The sequence below is a fragment of the Paenibacillus baekrokdamisoli genome (assembly GCF_003945345.1).
Taxonomy (GTDB): domain Bacteria; phylum Bacillota; class Bacilli; order Paenibacillales; family Paenibacillaceae; genus Paenibacillus_Z; species Paenibacillus_Z baekrokdamisoli.
The window spans coordinates 976,774-995,293 of sequence record NZ_AP019308.1 but is presented as its reverse complement, the minus strand read 5'-3'; the positions used below and the strand labels follow the sequence as shown (position 1 = coordinate 995,293).

Annotated in this window: 17 protein-coding genes and 2 pseudogenes; 8 read left to right on the top strand and 11 right to left on the bottom strand. The window is 44.9% G+C overall.

Annotated features, from left to right (window positions below):
• Nucleotides 1-103: 103 nt before the first annotated feature.
• Nucleotides 104-2,122 (top strand): peptidoglycan D,D-transpeptidase FtsI family protein, encoded by a 2,019-nt coding sequence (locus EKN16_RS04215; protein ID WP_125653910.1) that lies wholly within the window; start codon nucleotides 104-106, stop codon nucleotides 2,120-2,122.
• Here EKN16_RS04215 and EKN16_RS04210 read toward each other — a convergent pair.
• Nucleotides 2,115-2,357, bottom strand: a pseudogene (locus EKN16_RS04210) (aldo/keto reductase); the annotation flags it as partial. The gene EKN16_RS04215 and the pseudogene EKN16_RS04210 sit on opposite strands and share 8 nt — an antisense overlap.
• Nucleotides 2,358-2,468: 111 nt before the next feature.
• The gene (locus EKN16_RS04205; RefSeq protein WP_221226541.1) at nucleotides 2,469-3,374 is read right to left on the bottom strand and encodes an AraC family transcriptional regulator; all 906 of its coding nucleotides are present in this window, start codon (nucleotides 3,372-3,374) and stop codon (nucleotides 2,469-2,471) included.
• A gap of 281 nt (nucleotides 3,375-3,655) precedes the next feature.
• Here EKN16_RS04205 and EKN16_RS04200 point away from each other — a divergent pair, with 281 nt between their 5' ends.
• Together EKN16_RS04200 and EKN16_RS04195 are read left to right on the top strand one after the other, a co-directional pair.
• Nucleotides 3,656-4,507: an aldo/keto reductase gene (locus EKN16_RS04200; RefSeq protein ID WP_125653906.1), complete on the top strand. Its 852-nt coding sequence runs from the start codon at nucleotides 3,656-3,658 to the stop codon at nucleotides 4,505-4,507.
• A 301-nt stretch (nucleotides 4,508-4,808) separates the two neighbouring features.
• A pseudogene (locus tag EKN16_RS04195) lies at nucleotides 4,809-4,904 on the top strand (hypothetical protein); the annotation flags it as partial.
• 172 nt (nucleotides 4,905-5,076) lie between these two features.
• Here the strand turns inward: EKN16_RS04195 and EKN16_RS04190 are convergent.
• The 8 genes from EKN16_RS04190 to EKN16_RS04155 all read right to left on the bottom strand — a co-directional run bounded on the left by EKN16_RS04190 (nucleotide 5,077) and on the right by EKN16_RS04155 (nucleotide 12,430).
• Nucleotides 5,077-5,598 carry a GNAT family N-acetyltransferase gene (locus tag EKN16_RS04190; protein ID WP_125653904.1) on the bottom strand — a complete coding sequence of 174 codons (522 nt, stop codon included), beginning with the start codon at nucleotides 5,596-5,598 and terminating at the stop codon, nucleotides 5,077-5,079.
• 2 nt (nucleotides 5,599-5,600) lie between these two features.
• Nucleotides 5,601-6,803 carry a Gfo/Idh/MocA family protein gene (locus EKN16_RS04185; protein ID WP_125653902.1) on the bottom strand — a complete coding sequence of 401 codons (1,203 nt, stop codon included), beginning with the start codon at nucleotides 6,801-6,803 and terminating at the stop codon, nucleotides 5,601-5,603.
• Nucleotides 6,800-7,657 (bottom strand): metallophosphoesterase family protein, encoded by an 858-nt coding sequence (locus EKN16_RS04180; RefSeq protein ID WP_125653900.1) that lies wholly within the window; start codon nucleotides 7,655-7,657, stop codon nucleotides 6,800-6,802. Before EKN16_RS04180 ends, EKN16_RS04185 begins: the two co-directional genes overlap by 4 nt.
• Before the next feature lie 12 nt (nucleotides 7,658-7,669).
• The gene (locus EKN16_RS04175) at nucleotides 7,670-8,488 is read right to left on the bottom strand and encodes a carbohydrate ABC transporter permease (RefSeq protein ID WP_375782026.1); all 819 of its coding nucleotides are present in this window, start codon (nucleotides 8,486-8,488) and stop codon (nucleotides 7,670-7,672) included.
• Between the two features lie 97 nt (nucleotides 8,489-8,585).
• Complete coding sequence (locus EKN16_RS04170) at nucleotides 8,586-9,476, bottom strand: carbohydrate ABC transporter permease (protein ID WP_125653898.1); 891 nt, start codon at nucleotides 9,474-9,476, stop codon at nucleotides 8,586-8,588.
• A gap of 135 nt (nucleotides 9,477-9,611) precedes the next feature.
• The gene (locus EKN16_RS04165; protein WP_125653896.1) at nucleotides 9,612-10,991 is read right to left on the bottom strand and encodes an ABC transporter substrate-binding protein; all 1,380 of its coding nucleotides are present in this window, start codon (nucleotides 10,989-10,991) and stop codon (nucleotides 9,612-9,614) included.
• Between the two features lie 196 nt (nucleotides 10,992-11,187).
• A complete protein-coding gene (locus tag EKN16_RS04160; RefSeq protein WP_164522671.1) occupies nucleotides 11,188-12,042 on the bottom strand; it encodes an AraC family transcriptional regulator in 855 nt (284 codons plus the stop codon).
• Nucleotides 12,043-12,223: 181 nt separating this feature from the next.
• Nucleotides 12,224-12,430, bottom strand: a complete 207-nt coding sequence (locus EKN16_RS04155; RefSeq protein WP_125653892.1) for a DUF1657 domain-containing protein — start codon at nucleotides 12,428-12,430, stop codon at nucleotides 12,224-12,226.
• A gap of 161 nt (nucleotides 12,431-12,591) precedes the next feature.
• Here EKN16_RS04155 and EKN16_RS04150 point away from each other — a divergent pair, with 161 nt between their 5' ends.
• The 5 genes from EKN16_RS04150 to EKN16_RS32070 all read left to right on the top strand — a co-directional run bounded on the left by EKN16_RS04150 (nucleotide 12,592) and on the right by EKN16_RS32070 (nucleotide 16,912).
• Complete coding sequence (locus tag EKN16_RS04150; protein WP_125653890.1) at nucleotides 12,592-13,452, top strand: DUF421 domain-containing protein; 861 nt, start codon at nucleotides 12,592-12,594, stop codon at nucleotides 13,450-13,452.
• A 14-nt stretch (nucleotides 13,453-13,466) separates the two neighbouring features.
• Nucleotides 13,467-13,949 (top strand): stage V sporulation protein AC, encoded by a 483-nt coding sequence (gene spoVAC, locus EKN16_RS04145; protein WP_125653888.1) that lies wholly within the window; start codon nucleotides 13,467-13,469, stop codon nucleotides 13,947-13,949.
• Between the two features lie 7 nt (nucleotides 13,950-13,956).
• Entirely contained in the window at nucleotides 13,957-14,967 is a 1,011-nt protein-coding gene (gene spoVAD, locus EKN16_RS04140; RefSeq protein ID WP_125653886.1) for a stage V sporulation protein AD, read from the top strand.
• 569 nt (nucleotides 14,968-15,536) lie between these two features.
• A complete protein-coding gene (locus tag EKN16_RS04135) occupies nucleotides 15,537-16,040 on the top strand; it encodes a 5' nucleotidase, NT5C type (RefSeq protein ID WP_197719136.1) in 504 nt (167 codons plus the stop codon).
• Between the two features lie 713 nt (nucleotides 16,041-16,753).
• Nucleotides 16,754-16,912 carry a hypothetical protein gene (locus tag EKN16_RS32070; protein ID WP_164522670.1) on the top strand — a complete coding sequence of 53 codons (159 nt, stop codon included), beginning with the start codon at nucleotides 16,754-16,756 and terminating at the stop codon, nucleotides 16,910-16,912.
• 11 nt (nucleotides 16,913-16,923) lie between these two features.
• Here the strand turns inward: EKN16_RS32070 and EKN16_RS04130 are convergent, their stop codons facing one another.
• On the bottom strand, nucleotides 16,924-18,507 hold the full coding sequence (locus tag EKN16_RS04130; protein WP_125653882.1) for a SagB family peptide dehydrogenase: 1,584 nt from the start codon (nucleotides 18,505-18,507) through the stop codon (nucleotides 16,924-16,926).
• Nucleotides 18,508-18,520 lie beyond the last annotated feature (13 nt).

The window sequence follows — 18,520 nt, the reverse complement described above, 5'->3', positions numbered from 1 at the left end:
TTTCTACCTTTTTAGTATATATTTGTTACAAAAAATAGAATAGAATATAATGAATCTTACAGGGCTTCTCAGTCCCAACTCTATACAAAAGGGAGCGTTACGGATGGCCGGAGTTGATGAACAGAATAAAAATCAAATGAGTTACAGACGATCTTTTTTGCTGCGATTAAATATCTTCTTTGTCTTCACCTTTATTCTGTTCAGCATTCTTATTGTACGTCTCGCTCTATTACAATTCGTTCACTCCCCACAGCTGCAGATTGAATCGGATCGGTTGAGCCAGAAACCTGTGAAAATCCCCCCTATTCGCGGTAACATTCTTGACTCAACAGGCTCCCAAATTGCTTATTCTACATCAACACAGTCCTTATACTTAACAATTCAATCGGGCTTTAAAGAAGAAGATGCCGATAAGCTGGCCAATCAGTTAGACCTTATTTTCAAAAAATACGGTGATCCCCAGCAAGCATTGACGATAGAGGAAATCAAGAAACGGATTGATTTGGAGCATAAGCAAAATAGCTACTCTGTGCCTCGCCGGATCAAAGCAGGACTGACCAATCAAGAAATTGCCATCTTCTCAGAGCAGCGCGAAACTTTAGTCGGATTCGATATTTTTGAGGAGAGTATACGGCATTATGAGAAGTCCGATGTTGCTGTGCAGCTCGTAGGCTATCTCAAGAAATACAAGGGCGCTCGTGATAGCTTGGACAAATATCAAACCAAGCAAACTGAGCAAAATCCAAAGCTTCAGTATTCTGATGACGAGGATGTTGGTTTTGACGGACTAGAATATATGTATCAGGATATTCTGCGTGGCGAGAATGGAATCAAATCCTATCCGATCAATGCTCGGAACAATATAGTTGGTGCAGCAACCATAACCCCGCCCATCAAGGGAAACGATTTGATTCTCACCTTGAATAAGAATGTTCAGCTGAAGACACAGCAAGCCATTATGAACCATCTCTCAACCATGAAGCATGCTGCCTCCAAACCGCTTAATGACGGGAACGATGCCACAACGGGTTATGCGGTCGCAATGGAAGTGAAAACAGGTAAAGTTGTAGCGATGGCCAGCATGCCTGATTATGATCCGAATGTCTGGTCAGGTGGTACGATAACGACTAAGGCTCTCGAAGATATTCAATATTACCATCTGAATGGAACGATACGTCAAGTCTATCCGCCCTATAAGGATAAGAAACAACGAGACCGGCATCCATCGTCCCTCGTCCCGCTTGGTTCCACCCAGAAACCACTGTCAGTATTAATCGGTTTGAATGAAGCTTTATTCACGACGTCATACATTTATAATGACACTGGTGTGTTTTCCTTTGGCGCCAAGGGATCGGAGGTCTCTATTCATAATTCATCTAATCATGCCTATGGCAAAATTGATCCATCCGGAGCGATTGCCCATTCTTCGAATACCTTCATGTCTGAAGAAGTCGGCAACAAGCTCTATAAGAAGTATAAGGGTAATATAGGTGTCGACGTCTGGGACAATTACATGAAACAGTTTGGCCTCGGGGTGTTAACCGAAAGTGGACTTCCAGGAGAAAATAAAGGGGTCATCGACTATTACCACGAAACCCAAACAGGCAGTGCGCAATCTGCACTTGTTCGTGCCTCTTTCGGACAGCAGGCCAGGTACACGCCTCTTCAATTAGCCCAGTATGCCGCTATGCTTGCTAATCGTGGCAAGCGTCTGCAGCCTCAGTTTGTTAATAAAATCGTCGATGCCCATGGGAATACGGTTCAAACCTTTACACCCAAAATCCTGAATACGGTTACGTTCCCCGATTCCTATTGGAATGAAATTTACCAAGGTATGGCTAAAGTTTCTGTTCAAGGGTTTGAAGGCTTCAAATATAACTTTCTTCGCAAGACAGGAACTTCCGAGCAGGATGTGGGAGACCGCAAAAAAGTAGAAAATGCCGTTTTCATTGCATTTGCGCCTGCTGAGAATCCAACTCTAGCTGTTGCAGTCGTCGTTCCGGACGGTGGGTTCGGAGCCTATGGCGCTGCACCTATCGCCCGCCAGATTTTTGATGCGTATGATCAATATGTTGGACTTGATGGTACGCCCCATCCTTTGACTTTGTCATTGGTTAAATAGCTGGGTTAATGGGGTTTTTGACTATCATCACTAACATAGCACCGTCCATGAAAGCTAGCTCCTGTTCCGTTAATTTATCCATGTCAGCAGCACGCAGATTCGCGTCCAATTGCTCCGGACGACTCGCAACAATGATGGCGGAAGTGATTCCCGGTTGCTGTGTAACCCAACGCAAGGCCGTCGTTGTTGGATCATAGTGATGTTCTTGGCACCAGGTTTGGTACTTTTCAACAGCGTCGAACTGCGCTTCTTGCCAATAACGTTCCTGTTACGCGCTGCATCAGCCATGTTACTGAGCACGGGTTTCCACCTACTTGGCTGATTAAAGTAGTTGTCAGAATACCTCTCATACATTGGATCCAGCAATAATATGTTCAGTTATTTCCTGTGTTTGGTCATATGTTTCCTTCAGACGCTTTATGTCTGCCTTGGGAGGAGAACCGAACATACGGGAATATTCACGACTAAACTGAGATGGACTTTCATAACCTACCCGAAATGCCACCTCAGAAGCATCCGCAGACTCCGTTAACAATAAGCGCCGAGCTTCTTGTAAACGAAGCTGTTTTTGGAATTGAAGAGGGCTCATAGCGGTGATTTCTTTAAAGTGCCTATGAAATGAAGAAATACTCATACTGGCAATCTCAGCAAGCTCTTCAATCCGAAAAGGTTGATCATAGTGAAGGGTAATGTGATCGATTGCATCCCTAATTCGGTTGGTGCTGCTTCCTTCCATCGCAATTTGCGCTAAGGCAACACCAAAATGCCCCTGAAGTAGCCTGTAAATAATTTCTCTTTTGTGAAATGGAGCAAGAAACGATATATCTTGCGGGTGATTAAGCAATTGAGCTAATCGGAGTACTGGATCCAATATCGATAAATCGATCTGGCCGACAAACATAGCTCGTGAAGCATTTTCCTTCGGATTGATATGAATTTTTGAGTCTAGCAAAACCTCTAAAATTTCATTCTGGGTAAATTCTAGTTTCAAACTCAAATATGGTGCGTCGGATGAAGCTTCTATGACCTGTCCAATCACTGGCAGGTTCATGGATGAAACTAGGTAATTGGAAGGGCCATATTCAAAGCGTTCCTCAGCTAGAAAAACCTGTTTCATCCCTTGAGCGATGAAACAAAAGGAAGGATTGTACACTCCATAGGCTCGCTCAGTCACATTGGCACGACGAATAATGGACAAAGAAGGGATCGTGGTCTTGAAAATCCCATCTTGATTAGAATGATGCTCAATCAAATTGATGAGCTCATCCTGCCGTTTTAGTAATTCCTCCACATGGACTCCCTCCTTGTTGCTTTATTGTGTTCAATTATAACCCATTCACTTCCTATGTGTTAATGGGAGTGAGAGGATTAGGCAAACATTTGCGACAAATGAGATAACGTTTTTTTATTTGTTGCTGCATAATAAGGTCATGCTCAATAATGCTCACTCCTCACAAATCTAATGCAACTGGAACAGATGTCATGTACTGTAAGCAGGTAAATAACCGATAAGAATTGACAGGAGGATTTCATATGCAAAAAGTTATTTTGAACAATGGTGTTAAGATGCCTATACTCGGTTTTGGTGTTTTTCAGATTGCAGATCAAAATGAATGTGAACAAAGCGTTTATGACGCTATTATGGCAGGCTATCGGCTGATTGATACAGCTGCCTCTTATCTAAATGAAGAAGCAGTTGGCAGAGCGATCAAACGGAGTGGCGTGGCAAGAGAGGAATTATTTATCACTACAAAACTTTGGGTTCAGGATGATGGTTATGAGCGCACTAAAAAAGCATTTGGAAAATCACTGGAAAGATTGCAATTGGATTATTTGGATTTGTATTTAATTCATCAGCCATTTGGTGATGTGCATGGCTCTTGGCGCGCTATGGAGGAATTGTATCGTGAAGGAAAGGTCCGTGCAATTGGCGTTAGTAACTTCCAGGCGGATCGTCTGATCGATTTGATTATTCATAATGAAGTAGTTCCTGCCGAAAACCAGGTTGAAACGCACCCTTTCAACCAGCAAATCGATAGTGCGAAATTCATGAAAGAGAACAATGTTCAGATCCAATCCTGGGCGCCTTTTGCTGAAGGAAAAAATAACCTGTTCCAGAATGAGGTATTGGTATCCATATCTGAAAAGTATAATAAATCCGTTGCTCAGGTGGTTTTACGTTGGTTAACACAAAGAGAAGTCGTTGTGATTCCAAAGTCTGTTCGTAAAGAAAGAATTATCGAAAACTTCAATATCTTTGATTTTGAATTAAGCCAAGAGGATATGGAGTCGATTACTACGTTAGATACGAAACAGAGCCTGTTCTTTTCACATAACGATCCTGAAATGGTGAAATGGATCAGTACCCGTAAACTTGATATCTAACAATCGCTATTTCGAAAGACCACCGGCAGGTTCTGTTTTCGCAAAAGGGAAATAGTTCGTTAAAACTTAAAAGCCAGTTAATATTTCTTTTAAACAAAAAATAGAGGAGACTAGCTCATATAATGAACTAACCATCCTCTATTTACGTTACTACAATTTTAATTCAGTCTACAACTTTATCTTTCTAAGAACAGGAACCATTGAAAAACTTGATTCAAACAAGGATATACAGAAGCAACTGAAGGAGCGGGGGATTGGGGAAATCAAGATGATATATCATTAACAACGCAGTGCCTGGAAGACCACTGAAACGTCGCATAGTGAATTTGTTATCATACGGCGGAATCTGGATGAAGCCTGGTTCCGGGAGCAATTCGCAGCCTGCGTCGCCATCTAACTCGCTCAACTAATCCCCTCATGCCTTATAAGGCTGCCTCCACGGCAGCTTGGTCAGGAATGAGGGAATTTCATTATTATCGAGCATAATAAGAGGTCAAGGATCCTCTATTTCAATATCAACAAGGATCCTATTGGGATACTTACTCTATAGGAGAAAAGATTCTAATTATCTAACCCCGAACTACCTGAAGAATCCGTTCCCACCTTGCAGGATGACTCTCATCCATGTGTACCGGCTGAAATCCTAATTTCAAATAAATCCGGATAGCAGGCAGTCGAAAATCATCGGTTTCTAGAAACGCTGCATCCCCGCCTTCTTCCTTCATCTTGTGCAGAGCAGCAAGGCTAGCAGCGAAACCTAACCCTTTGCCCGAGTATTCGGGAAGCACACCAACCATATGCAAGTACCAGCTCATACTTCCCTCTTTGCCCGTATCCCAAGCTGTCGCTGTCGCAACAGGCTGTTCTCCTCTACAAATGAACAAAATTCGATCTGGATAAAATGGAGTGTGATTGCCTATTTTTTGAGCGAATTTCACTTCTCTTGTGTAGGACAGCCGAATGAGATCCTCCCAGTTTCGTTCATCTCCTGATTGAAAATGACGAATCCGATACCCCGTCGGACAATGAAACGCAGGTAATATAGACAGCTCTTCTTTCTTCATGACTAGTTTGGATAACGTCTGAGTCATCGTCACACCTTACCCTTCGCTTTGAAGTCAGGGAATAATATCGTTTTCCCGCCTGCTTCGACCGATTCCATCGACAAGGAAAAGACGGAGCTCCAAGTCACTGCATCATAAACATCCACCGCAGGCGTTCGATCTTCCTGAATGGCAGAGATGAATTCCTCCAGTACGAGAAAATCTCCGCCGCCATGCTTCGTTCCAGAAGCGTATTTCCCCCATTGCTTCCATCTCGGATGATCAAACAGCGGCAGATAACCTCCCAAGAGTTCCCACATATCCGATCCATCTTCTTCATTTTTGGGCGAACGATTGTTGAACCAGATCAAATCGGCTTCTTGCGGGTGGCGCCCGGTAATATACGCACCCTCGGTTCCTTGCAGCAAGTAATGTGTTTTATTGTGGGGTCTTACAGAAGTCCAATCAACCCGTAGTTCAATAAGCACGCCCTTCTCTGTTTGGATGACCGCTACCGCACTATCACCCTGCTTCCAGAAACCTGTTCGCGCTGCTGGATGATCTTTACCGAAATGTTCTCCGAAATAATACTGTAAGGACCTCGATTTGGAAACAAAAGCAGTTACGCTCTTCAGACGGTCTCCATTAGGCTTGTTCAGATCGATCCATTGCGCAACCGGTCCTATGGAATGGGTTGGATAATTCATGCCATTATACTGTTGATGCAATCTTCCCCGCCAAGTGAGGGAACCATCCGGAAGATGAATTAAATGGCGCAGATCGTGAATATATCCGCCTTCCAAATAGGTGATTTCACCGAACATCCCTTGATCAGCCATATTTTTAATAGCCAAATTGGAGCGCGAGAAGCAGTAATTCTCGGACATCATATATTTCAGTCCTGTTCGCTCTACCGTCTCAATAAGCTCCCAAGCTTCCTCTAGTGACTGGATAGCAATCACTTCGCTTAGTACATGCTTCCCAGCATTTAACGCATCGATGGACTGCCTTGCATGCAGATGCATGGGACTTAATATGAATACCGCATCAATGGATGGATCCTTAAGCATTTCATGATAATCCCGGTACGTTCGGATTTCTGGAAATCTCTCTTTCCATTGATTGAGCACCAACTCGTTCAAATCGCAGGTAGCGGTAAGCTGAATCCGATCCGATAAGGAGTATAGCGCATTCACGAAGCCTGCACCGCGGTTTCCACCAACAATAGCTAAACGCACAGGTTGACGATTCATTGCTGTTCCACCCGCTTTTCTACAGTATGACGGCTAACGGTTAGTCTGACTGCATTCGAATCACCTTCTGCATTGGGGTACATCTCATAGTCATACATGCTGCCGGAAAACGCTGAAGCCCATTCGGTTAATGCTTCAGTTCCCATACTTACGGTTTCCACCTTGACTTCGTCGTCGTTAACGGTAACGATTCGAACCGCGGGAACATCCGGCACTGCTGCTGTTTGGATGAAATGCCACTGCTCTTTCTTGACGATGGAATGAATATGATTATGACCGTTGAAATAAAATCCGATTCCCCGCCACTGTTCGAGTATCGGCCAAATGTCCAAGATCGGGTCAATCGACATCATCGGTTCGGTTGATCGGAGTGTCGTCCCATACGGCGGGTGATGGCCAAATACGAAAAGCGGCTTATCCGTTTCCCGCTTCATTTGCAATTCCAGCCAAGCCAGCTGTTCCTCATCGATCATGCCGCTCCAATCCTCACGGATTTCACGTGCAGTATCCAGCAGTAGTATAATGGCATCCGGCTCCTCGATGACTCCATATCGCTGCTGCCGAGTTAAGGCAAGAATATCTTTTTTCGGGTAGGTGTACGTATCGTGATTGCCTAGCACGTGAAGGAACCGACGTTGAAGATGACTGTTCTCGATTGTATGAAGCACATAATTGAATTCACTAAATTCTCCTGCATGAGTCAAGTCTCCCACTGAGATATGATAATCAGCATCGATGGACAAAAACATGTCCATGAAGTGCTCAAAATAAGCATCTCTAGCTTCCTCGATTGATGATTCGTTGTTTGTCAGTATGGCTGGGTAATGCAGATCCCCGATAATGGCTAATTTCATCTTTATCGTCCCCTATCCTTTAATTCCAGAACTCATAAAACTACCGATAACCTGCCGCTGAAACAGTAAAAAACCGATCATTAAAGGTGCGGATACAATCAGTGTAGCCGCGCTAACGTCAGACCATTGCGCACCTGACTCGGTGGACTTGGCGAACATCGCCAAACCTACGGTCAGTAAGCGATTATCATCCGAGTTGGTTACGATTAGCGGCCATAAGAAATCATTCCAATGAAAACTGACGGACACGATAGCAAACGACATGTAAACCGGACGGGACAACGGAACATAGATCCGCGACAGAATATGCAAGCGCGAGGCTCCTTCCATGCGTGCTGCTTCCTCCAGCTCATAAGGTAATTGCTTGAAGGATTGTCGAAGCAGGAAGACACCGAATGCGGATGCAAAGTAAGGCAGCATGATCCCGAGTTTGGTATCGAGTAATCCCATCTCATTCAATACTTGATAATTAGAGAAAATCAGAATATCAGGCGGCACCATAATTTGTACCAGAAACAACATGAACAATAGATCTCTTCCGACAAAGCGAACCCGCGCGAAAGCATAGGCAGCCATGGTTAATGTAATGAGTTGAACAGCAAGAACGCCACCGCTAACAATGATGGTATTGATCAAAAATTGTCCGAAGCGCGCGCCGTTCCACACATGGATGATGTTATCGAACGTCCAACCCCATGACCACCCAGAATCAATAGCAGATTCCTTGGGAAGAAAGGCTGTCCTGATGACCCAGACGAGGGGAATGATCCATAGAGCAGCAAAGCCAAATCCGATCCCATGCCACATCATCTGAAGTATTCGGTTTCGCATGCGATTCGAGCGCAGAGCACGATCATCTGCTAGAGGCTTGCCAACGTTCTTTTTCAACAGCAGGGGCAGCTTTAATGGATTGTCCATGGGCTCCGTCCTATTCGTAATGGATTTTACGATCCCAGCCAAAAAACTGAATGGAAGAAATGACGAGCAGCAGCGTGATCATAACGACGGTCATCGCAGCGGCCATTCCCTGATCGTAGAAATTGAAAGTGGTGTCGTAGATATAGTAAAGCAGTAAGTTGCTCGCGTTGTTCGGCCCACCTTTTGTCATAATCCAGAGATGGTCAACAAGCTTAAAGGAATTCGTTATCGCCACAACCGCCACGAACAGCGTTGTCGGCATCGTGAGCGGAATCGTAATCCGCCGGATTGAACCGAGCACACCAACGCCGTTCACCGATGCTGCTTCGTATAAATCTTTGGGAATCTGCTGCATGCCTGCTAAATAAAAAATCATGAAGTAACCGGCTTCCTTCCAAATCATCATGACGATTAAAGCGCTCATTACCGTATCCGGGGTTCCAAGTAAGTTAACCGGCTGCTCTGCGATCCAGGAAGCAAGCCTTGCAAACAAACCAAAATGCGGCGTATACAGAAATAACCAAATGTTCGCCACGGCGATCATCGGTATCATATTCGGGTAGAAAAAGGCAATCCGCACAAGCCCTCGGCCCTTCATTGCCTTGTCGGCAAACAGTGCCATCAAGAAAGCTAGCACAAGCGAGATCGGTACGGTTCCAATAGCAAACCAAATATTGTTACTGAACACTTTCAGAAAGACGTGGTCTTTCAACAGACTCACATAATTGTCGAGCCCCACGAATAGGGGTTCCGGCGTCGCTAAATCTTTCTCGTAGAGACTAAGCCAAGCTGATTTCAGCATGGGATAATAGGTAAACAAACAAAGAAACAGGAGCGAGGGTAGAACAAGCCCCCATCCGAATCCATTTCGCCTGAGCTTCTCACTCCACCTGGCATTCATACCTTTCCGTCCTTCCTTATTAAGAGGCTCGCGTTATGCCAATTATTAAAATCCAAAGAAATACGCCAAGACAAGCGGATATGGCTGCCTTGACGTATTCGGGCAATTGTAACCATTACCTTAGCTTAGACATTGTTATTTATTGAATGGTGCGAGTGCCTGATCCGCTTCTTCCTGTGCTTTCTTAAGCGCACCAGCTGCATCGATTTGTCCGGATAGAGCAGCTTGAATCTGGTTCGTAATCGCCGTCGATACTTTACCGTGGTTATGGGTCGATAGTTCTCTGAACGCATACTCCAGTTGATCCCTTGCAACTAGCGCTTGTGGGAAATCTGTCGTGTACTTCTTCATTGCATCCGTGTCATACGCGGATTTCCGTACCCCAACATAACCTGATGAGCTGCTGAATAGCGCAGCCTGCTCCGGAGCTGTCATGTACTTCACGAATTCCCAAGCTGCCGCTTGTTTCTCAGGCGTTGTATTCTTGAAAATATACAAATTACCGCCACCCGTAGGCGAACCAAATTGCTTCTGTGCTGGTGAGAACGCCACACCGAACTCGAATTTGGCGTTATTTCTTACATTCGTCAAGTTACCGCTCGTATGCATCATCATCGCCGTTTTACCTTGGATGAAGTCGGTCGGCACTGTCGCCCAGTCGATAACACCTTCCGGCATGGCCTTATATTTATGGGACAAATCCAGCCAGAATTGCAGTGCTGCGACGTTCTCAGGCGTATTGAATATCGCCTTTTTGCCGTCAGCAGACATTATATTTTGCTTGGGATCCGCAGCATTTTGCCGTGAAAGCATCTGAAACATCCAATAGGAATCGTCATTTCCTGGGATCTCCAGACCATTATGACCATCCTTATTTAGCTTCTGGGCATCCGCCACAAGCTCGTCCCATGTTGCAGGCGGTTTTTCCGGATCCAAGCCTGCGGCTTTGAACATTTCTTTGTTGTAGTACAAAACAATCGTACTCCGTTGGAACGGAATGCTGTACGTATGCCCTTCTGTCTGCGTATCTTCTAGAAAGGCAGGATAGAAATCAGTCATGTTGATGTCCGTGTCTTTAGCGATAAAATCATCAAGCGGAGTGATCGCTTGCATATCCAGCATGCTGTATAGTTCGGTCGACATCATGACAGCCACATCAGGTGGATGTTTTGCCTGAACACCCGCTTGGATTTTTACGGTATTATCGCCATAATTGCCTGTATACACGGGATTCACTTTAATTCCAGGGTGTTGCTCCATGAAAGTACTTGTCATTCCGTCGATCACTTTAGTCAGTGGACCGCCAACGTTAACCGGATAATAGAACGTAATCTCTACTGGTTCCTTCGGTGTCTCCGCCGTTTCAGTTGTTGGTGAATTGGATGTTGTGCCACTTTCTGATGGCTTAACAGCATTATCCTTTGTTTCCGATGAACTGTTGTTCGATTGGCCGCAGCCTGCGATTGCCATAAAACTAACTAGCAGCAACAAGGTCAACTTTGATTGCTTTACCATTCTGTTAGCCCCTTTTTTAGTTTTGTTTCGGACCAGACTGTAAGCTCTCTCTGCTTTCACATTTCTCTCCTCCTAATAAGGTCGTAGCCCGGCATCTTTGTGCCTTGCTTCAACCTTATTCTATGCCCTGGCACTCACTCTCCTATTGAACAAAATGCTTCTTTCCTTGAACAAAACTCTCATTTATGAAAAGAAATCAATAAATGACGTGGCTGGGTTTCGAGGAGATTTGGTAGGCGTAAAGCTTTGGTGTAAGACCTGTTTCGCGTTTAAACAATCTCGTGAAATGCCCTTGATCGGCAAAGCCAACCTGCGTAGCAATCTCCTTTAGTCCTACTTTGCCCGAGCGAATAAGGAATTTGGAACGTTCAATTCTTAGTCGAATTAGATAATGATGCGGCGTAAAACCGGTCTGCTGCTTGAAAATGCGAATAAAATGGGACTGGCTCATATTAGCCATCGAGGCTAAATCCGTCAGCTGAATTTCCTCTTCCAAGCTCTCGCGCATGTATTGGATAACTTGAAAAACTTCTTGGTTGGCTAGCGTCTTGCTGTTCGATTGCTGGGGAATAACAGATGAATAGTGCTGCAGCAAATGAATGATTAACATGTTAGATAATGAATCGCTGTATATTTTCCCTTTCGCTCCACCATTCTGTAATTCTTCTAGCATCCAGAGGCCTAGCTGCAGCAGCTTGGAATCCTTAACATGAAATTTGCGGTCCAATTGAATATGACCTTCTGTCAGGAAACCGGATTCACGGGCGATCTCCTCGAGGACGGAAGGTGTAATTTCAATTTTCAGAAAATAAAGCGAGGTTCTCCCCCATGGGCAAAGAATGCTGTCGTTACATGGAATAATATGAATCGTATAGTAATTTTCATAGTAGGCTGTACAATGAATCCCTATCAAATACTTGGGCTCCGCTGAAGAGCCAAAAGCTTGCTGCGGGCTGTACCATTGCGAAACCTGAAGCTTATCCCAACCATATGTATCGCTTGCAAGAACTGGCTCTGAAGCCATGGAGGACGTTTCTCCCATTTCTCTCATATCCATCACCCCTTATTTTCCAATCTAGCAGTCTTGTATGCGCTCCAGATCAATAAAATGTAAAAGGTATGTTAATATGCTCTGGCAAGGTAGGTTGGTTAAGATGCTTTCAATCATAAAAGAGCCTTAATGAACATTGCTGTTCATTAAGGCTCTCCAATTGTTATGACTTCTTTGCTAGTTAAAATCCTTTATATTGCGGCTCTTCATTTTCCAATTGCGTAACGCGAGTTTGTACTTGTTGTACGACTTGTTCCGTTGATTGGGCTGCATTTGTGAACATTGTCTTCGCCTCTTGATTTTGAGTGCCTAGTGCAAAAGACTCCAAGCTAGCTTGTGCACTTTTCAATGAAGCGAGACATGTTTTGACGTCAGATCCAATTGTCATGAGTTTCACCTCCTTGTATTAAGGAAAATCCTATTGCCGACAAGTAATTTATCCTTTTTTCCATCATCTCATTCATTTATTTGTTTAATTTATTTATGCCACTAGGAATACATAGAATGCTGAATTTGGGGGATATTTAGTGAGAATGGAGGTTAGGTAATATGCCAGACTGGCTTGAAGTCGCTCTTCGAACCTTTTTTTCCGTTGTCTTTCTTTTCCTGCTGACGAAACTTTTGGGGAAGCGCCAAGTCACCCAACTTTCGATGTTCGAGTACATTACCGGCATTACAATCGGGAGCTTAGCAGCATACATATCGCTGGATTTAAACTCTCATTGGAGTCTGGGTATGGTCTCATTAGTCGTATGGGTTCTTGTTTCGCTCGGAATCGAAATCCTTCAAATGAAAAGCAAGACGGCACGGGATTGGCTTGATACCAAATCGACTGTGCTCATTAAGGACGGGAAAATACTCGAAGATAATTTGAAAAAAGAGCGTATGACGACCGATGATTTACTTGCACAGCTTAGGAAGAAAAGTGTCTTCAAGATGGCCGATGTTGAGTTCGCCATTATGGAACCAAGCGGCGATGTGAACATCCTACTTAAGCGGGACAATCAACCCATAACCCCTGCCCATCTGGGTATTAAAGTCGGACCCGAGCAAGAGCCTCAAGCTGTGATCATGGACGGGAAGATTATGAATGAACCGTTAGCCACACTTGGATACAGTCGTGACTGGCTCCTTACGGAGCTTGAGAAGACAGGCGTTGCCATTGAGAATGTATTTCTCGGTCAGGTTGATATGTACGGACAGCTCTATGTCGATTTATTCGATGATCAAATCATGGTTCCTGCACCTCAGGCCTTGGCAGCTCTGCTGGCTCAATTGAAGAAATGTGAAGCGGATATCGAGCTATTCGCCATCTCTACTAAAGATCCTAAAGTAAAGAAAATGTATACACAATGCTCTGAGCAGCTTGTTGAAACCATTGTAGCTCTCCGACCATATCTCATTCAGTAAAGGGTGATCAGGAATTGCCAAATCAAAAGAAGAAGGATCTGACACCTGTCCAGCAGGAGTATGGTGAGCTGGCTCATAAGAGAGAGCCCAAGCGTCCCATTCTCGCGAACTGTATCCGTGCTTTCCTAGTGGGAGGCGTCATTTGCTTAATCGGACAAGGCATTCAACAGCTGTTTATCGATTGGGGTGGATTTGACAAGGAGACGGCCGGCAACCCGACAGTTGCGGTTTTAATCTTAATCTCGGTCATCTTAACAAGCTTCGGTGTTTATGACAAAATGGCTCAATGGGCGGGCGCTGGTACAGCCGTTCCGGTAACTGGGTTTGCGAATTCAATGGCTTCGGCGGCTATCGAGCATCGAAGTGAGGGTCTTGTTCTTGGCGTTGGCGGCAACATGTTTAAATTAGCTGGCTCGGTTATTGTTTTTGGGACGACGGCCGCATTTATTATCGGTATTCTTCATTGGATATTTAATCCTGGAGCGGTTGGAGGTTGAGTGTCACATGCTGAAAGGACATCAAAGCTGGGTCTTTAAGAATAAACCAGTCATTACGGGTAAAGCGACTATTGTAGGTCCCTTTGAAGGTCAAGGACCTCTTGCTAGAGACTTCGACATCATTCACGGGGATACGAAACTTGGACAGGACAGTTGGGAAAAGGCAGAGAAAACGTTTCTTGAAGAAGCAGCCAAGCTTGCTATCCAGCATGCCAAGTTAACCAATGAACAAGTGCAGTTCTATCTAGGCGGCGACCTGCTGAATCAGATCATTAGTAATAGCTTCGCTGCACGAACTTTATCAATCCCTTACCTTGGGGTATTCGGAGCTTGTTCCACATCCATGGAAAGCCTAGCCCTAGCTTCATACATCGTGGATTCAGGCGGAGCTAGACATGTTCTTGCTGCAACCTGCAGCCATAACTCAACAGCCGAGAAGCAGTTCCGTTATCCAACCGAATATGGCTCACAGAAGCCGCCGACCGCTCAATTCACGGTTACCGGAGCTGGTGCTGCTGTCGTGTCTACAAGAGGCAGAGGCCCTGTCGTCACATCCGCAACCATTGGCCGCGTTGTTGACATGGGCATTAAAGATCCTTTTAACATGGGCGCTGCAATGGCACCAGCGGCAGTCGATACGATTCAAGCCCATTTGCGCGACTTAGAGATCGAGCCAGGTTACTATGATCTGATTGTTACAGGGGATCTCTCAAAGGTTGGCTATTCCATTGCTTGCGATTTGTTCGAGAAACACAACATTCCGATGCATCAGACCACTTATTCCGATTGTGGCATGATGATCTATGATTATCAGGAACAAATGGTTCAGTCCGGCGCAAGCGGCTGCGGCTGCTCGGCTGTCGTCACTTATGGGCACATTCTGAACCGCATTGCCAAAGGTGAGCTCAAGCGTGTACTGGTTGTCGCTACCGGAGCACTGCTCTCTCCACTTTCCTTCCAACAAGGAGAAAGCATACCCTCTATTGCCCATGCTGTGTCCATTGAGAGCAGTAAATAAGAGGATCCTCCCGCATAAATAGTAAAATCCCTTCAAGTAGGACCTGCTTAAAGGGATTTTTACTATGTCGACTCTTGCTTTGAAAAAAGTTGTATAATTAGCTCAATCTCATAATCAGTGGAGTAATCAGTGGTTGACTATTTTGTAACGGGCCCGTTTCGAGCCTTAGCCGCTTTTTATTCGCCGATAGATAATTCCACACAGCGATTCAGGCATTCTTTCTCTCGATTTTGGGCTGAGCGGTTCATTTTTCCCATTAATCTTGCTGAGCGGACTGTGGATCCGCTATTCAAATCAAAACACGACTCCAAATAAGTTCAGCGGACACAGGTTCCGCTAACAACTAAATTTTAGCTGATTTCTGATGATTTGCTGGAGAATAGCGTCTTCTCTGTCCCTTCATCCACCTACATGCCGCGATTGGACTGAATAAGAGCTCTCCTGTCCGCTCAGCATCTGATTACCTTCTGATTACCTTCGTCGTCAACCACTAGTTTTGATTTTGAGTCATAATAAACGCAAACTTTCTTAAAGGAGTGCCATTAACTGTGAAAAGAATAGCTATAGATATGGATGAAGTCATTGCGGACTTCAACTCAAAACATCTGAGGCTTTTTAATCGTGATTACAATGAAAATATTACAATTGAAGACTTAAGAGAAACACGTCTTAGACTGTTACGTCCTCATCTGACTAGTGAAATCATTAATTATTTGAATGACCCTACCTTTTTCCGCGATCTGGATGTCATGGAGGATAGCCAGGAAGTCATTCAAGAGCTAAGTAAACATTACGAAATATTTATTACGACTGCAGCAATGGAGCACCCATCCTCTTTTAATGCCAAGTATGAGTGGCTGAAAGAACATTTCGGTTTTCTAAATGAAATGAATTTTGTTTTTTGCGGGAATAAGAGCATTATCCATGCTGACTATTTGATTGATGATAATGCGAGGCACTTCGAAGGCTTTGGGGGACAGGGGATTTTATTCACAGCTCCACATAACCTTGTTGAAACAAGGTACGTCAGAGTAAACAATTGGAAAGAAGTAAAGAATTATTTTATCATGTAAGGAAATGCAAAGCCCAATTTATATGGATAAGTGCCCTTTTTCTGCTCTCAGCATATTGTAAAGTAAGAAATAAAGGAGGAAAACCATGATACAGAATCAGCCTTTTATTCAAAAACCGGCCAATACTTGGTTACGTGATCCCAACCAACACTCTCATGACTTACATCCTGCTATGATGCATCCAGGGGCTCCACACACTCATGGCTTACATCCAGCTATGATGCATCCAGGGGCTCCACACACTCATAACTTACATCCAGCTATGATGCATCCAGGGGCTCCCCATACTCATGACTTACATCCTGCTATGGTGCATCCATGGAATCCCCACACTGGTGATATACATCCTGCTATGGTGCATCCATGGAATCCCCACACTGGTGATATACATCCTGCTATGGTGCATCCATGGAATCCCCACACTGGTGATATACATCCTGCTATGGTGCATCCATGGAATCCCCACACTGGTGATATACATCCTGCTATGATGCATCCATGGGATCCCCACACTGATGATATACATCCTGCTATGATGCATCCATGGGATCCCCACACTGATGATATAGATCCCGCTATGATGCATCCATGGGATCCCCACACTCATGATTTAGATCCCGCTATGATGATGATGCATCCATGGGATCTCCACGACGATCACTATCCTCCTTCCCCTTATACAGGGTGGGATCACACCTCTATTGATTATCATCATGATTGGTACCATCCTTTGGATTATCACGCACAAGCCTACGATCCTGCTGGGCTCCATCCGTGGGATAGCAGCCATCACCCTTGGTAAAGAAAATGAAGCCTCCAGCTCCAATTTAACAGTGGTTCTGGAGGCTTCTTTATTCGGTTTGTGGGACTGACTCTTTTAATACTAGTGACTCAAACTCCCCTCAAGGCGTGAACGCCCACGATAAGGACCGACCGGAATTTGAATCAAGCTGGTTTTCCCTTGGGGAGCTATCCTGTATATTTCATCAGTTGTGTTTGCATCAAATCCCAGGAGCGGGTGCCCCCCCATCCCAAGGGCAGAAGCTGCCAACAATAAACGCTGCACAAGCATTCCGGCCTCCATTTGTTGGATGCGGTAACCTCGATATCCAAGCTGCGATTGGAGGTGGTTCTTGTTCGCAACTACATGAAAGCAGAGAGGTACTTGGAATAAATTCAGATTGTCTAGAGACATCCCCTGCTGCAGCCAGGATCGGTGATCTCCAGGACGCACCTGCTGTAATACATGAGTGGCACCATCATAACGATACGCGCCATCCCTAATGCCTTCAACGCCGAAGAAACAGCCATACAGGGAGACACGAGGTTCCGGTCTCTCATACATTCCATCCAAATCATTTCGATACAAAAAGGAAACTGTCGCCTCTTGTAACAAAGCGGCAAGCTCCAATTGACTAACTTGACCCAATACGAAATTCGTCTCCGGCGAAAACCGCTTTCGGCAAACGGCAGCCATATCATAGGACAACCTGTTCACCTCGGGTAGAACTTGTGTATCATCCTTACAGGTAACGTCGTTCTCCCTCTCGATTTGTTGAAACAATTGTACATTATCGAGCATGGACGCTTCGTTCATCTTGATCAGCATCGGAAATTCCAAGACCGTCCTTGACCGAACATAGTGATCATGCCGAACCACTGCCAGCTCCTGGCATAACTCAGTCACAGAGTTAATACTGTCACCGTCATTTCCATAAGCAAACCAATTAATCTCAGGTTCTACCGTGAGCGGTATAACCGCATATACGCTCTCCTCCTGCTCAGATAGCCCAAGCAGATGATTGACGGCCTGATCAAGAAACTGAAAATAAACGCCCGATTCATATCCAAATCGTTTGGCCACTTCCAGCAGCTGTCCGATCAGCACACCAGCATCCAACCCTTGCAGACGATAGGAAAAGTTATTGTATTTAAAGAAATTTTTCCAAAACATGGTTGAAACAAAAGCGATGCCAAAACAAGCCAGAGAGTCAAAGCGATTTCCAAGGGCCTTACCCAGATAGGAATCAAAATTGCCTTCACGCAGCAAAACCAACCGGTGGTGGGCCACATCATAATGGTAGACCCCTACTGGTAAATCCTCGATCTTCAGATAGATGTACAGTTCGTTTGGATACAACCCTCCGCCGGAAGGCGCGAAGCGTCGGTACATTTGTAAGGGGCCAACCATCTCCTCCTCCTTTGAATCCGAGACAAAAACAGACTGGCTTACTTGTGCAAGCCCGTATACGTACCAGAGAAAATGACCGATTTCACGAAGATCCGGCTTAGCTGGCACTTTCCCTCCCTCTAACGTAAGCGGCATATCCGCTGATAGTGAAACCGCCGGCAAGCGTCGATAGAGCTTATACGGAAGCGGTGCGTCTTCCCAATTCGCCTCCCAATCGAGGGGTTTCACCTTATCCGGGTCAAATTGCAGATCGTACAAAAATTTCTTCAGACTCATCCTTTTTCCTCCT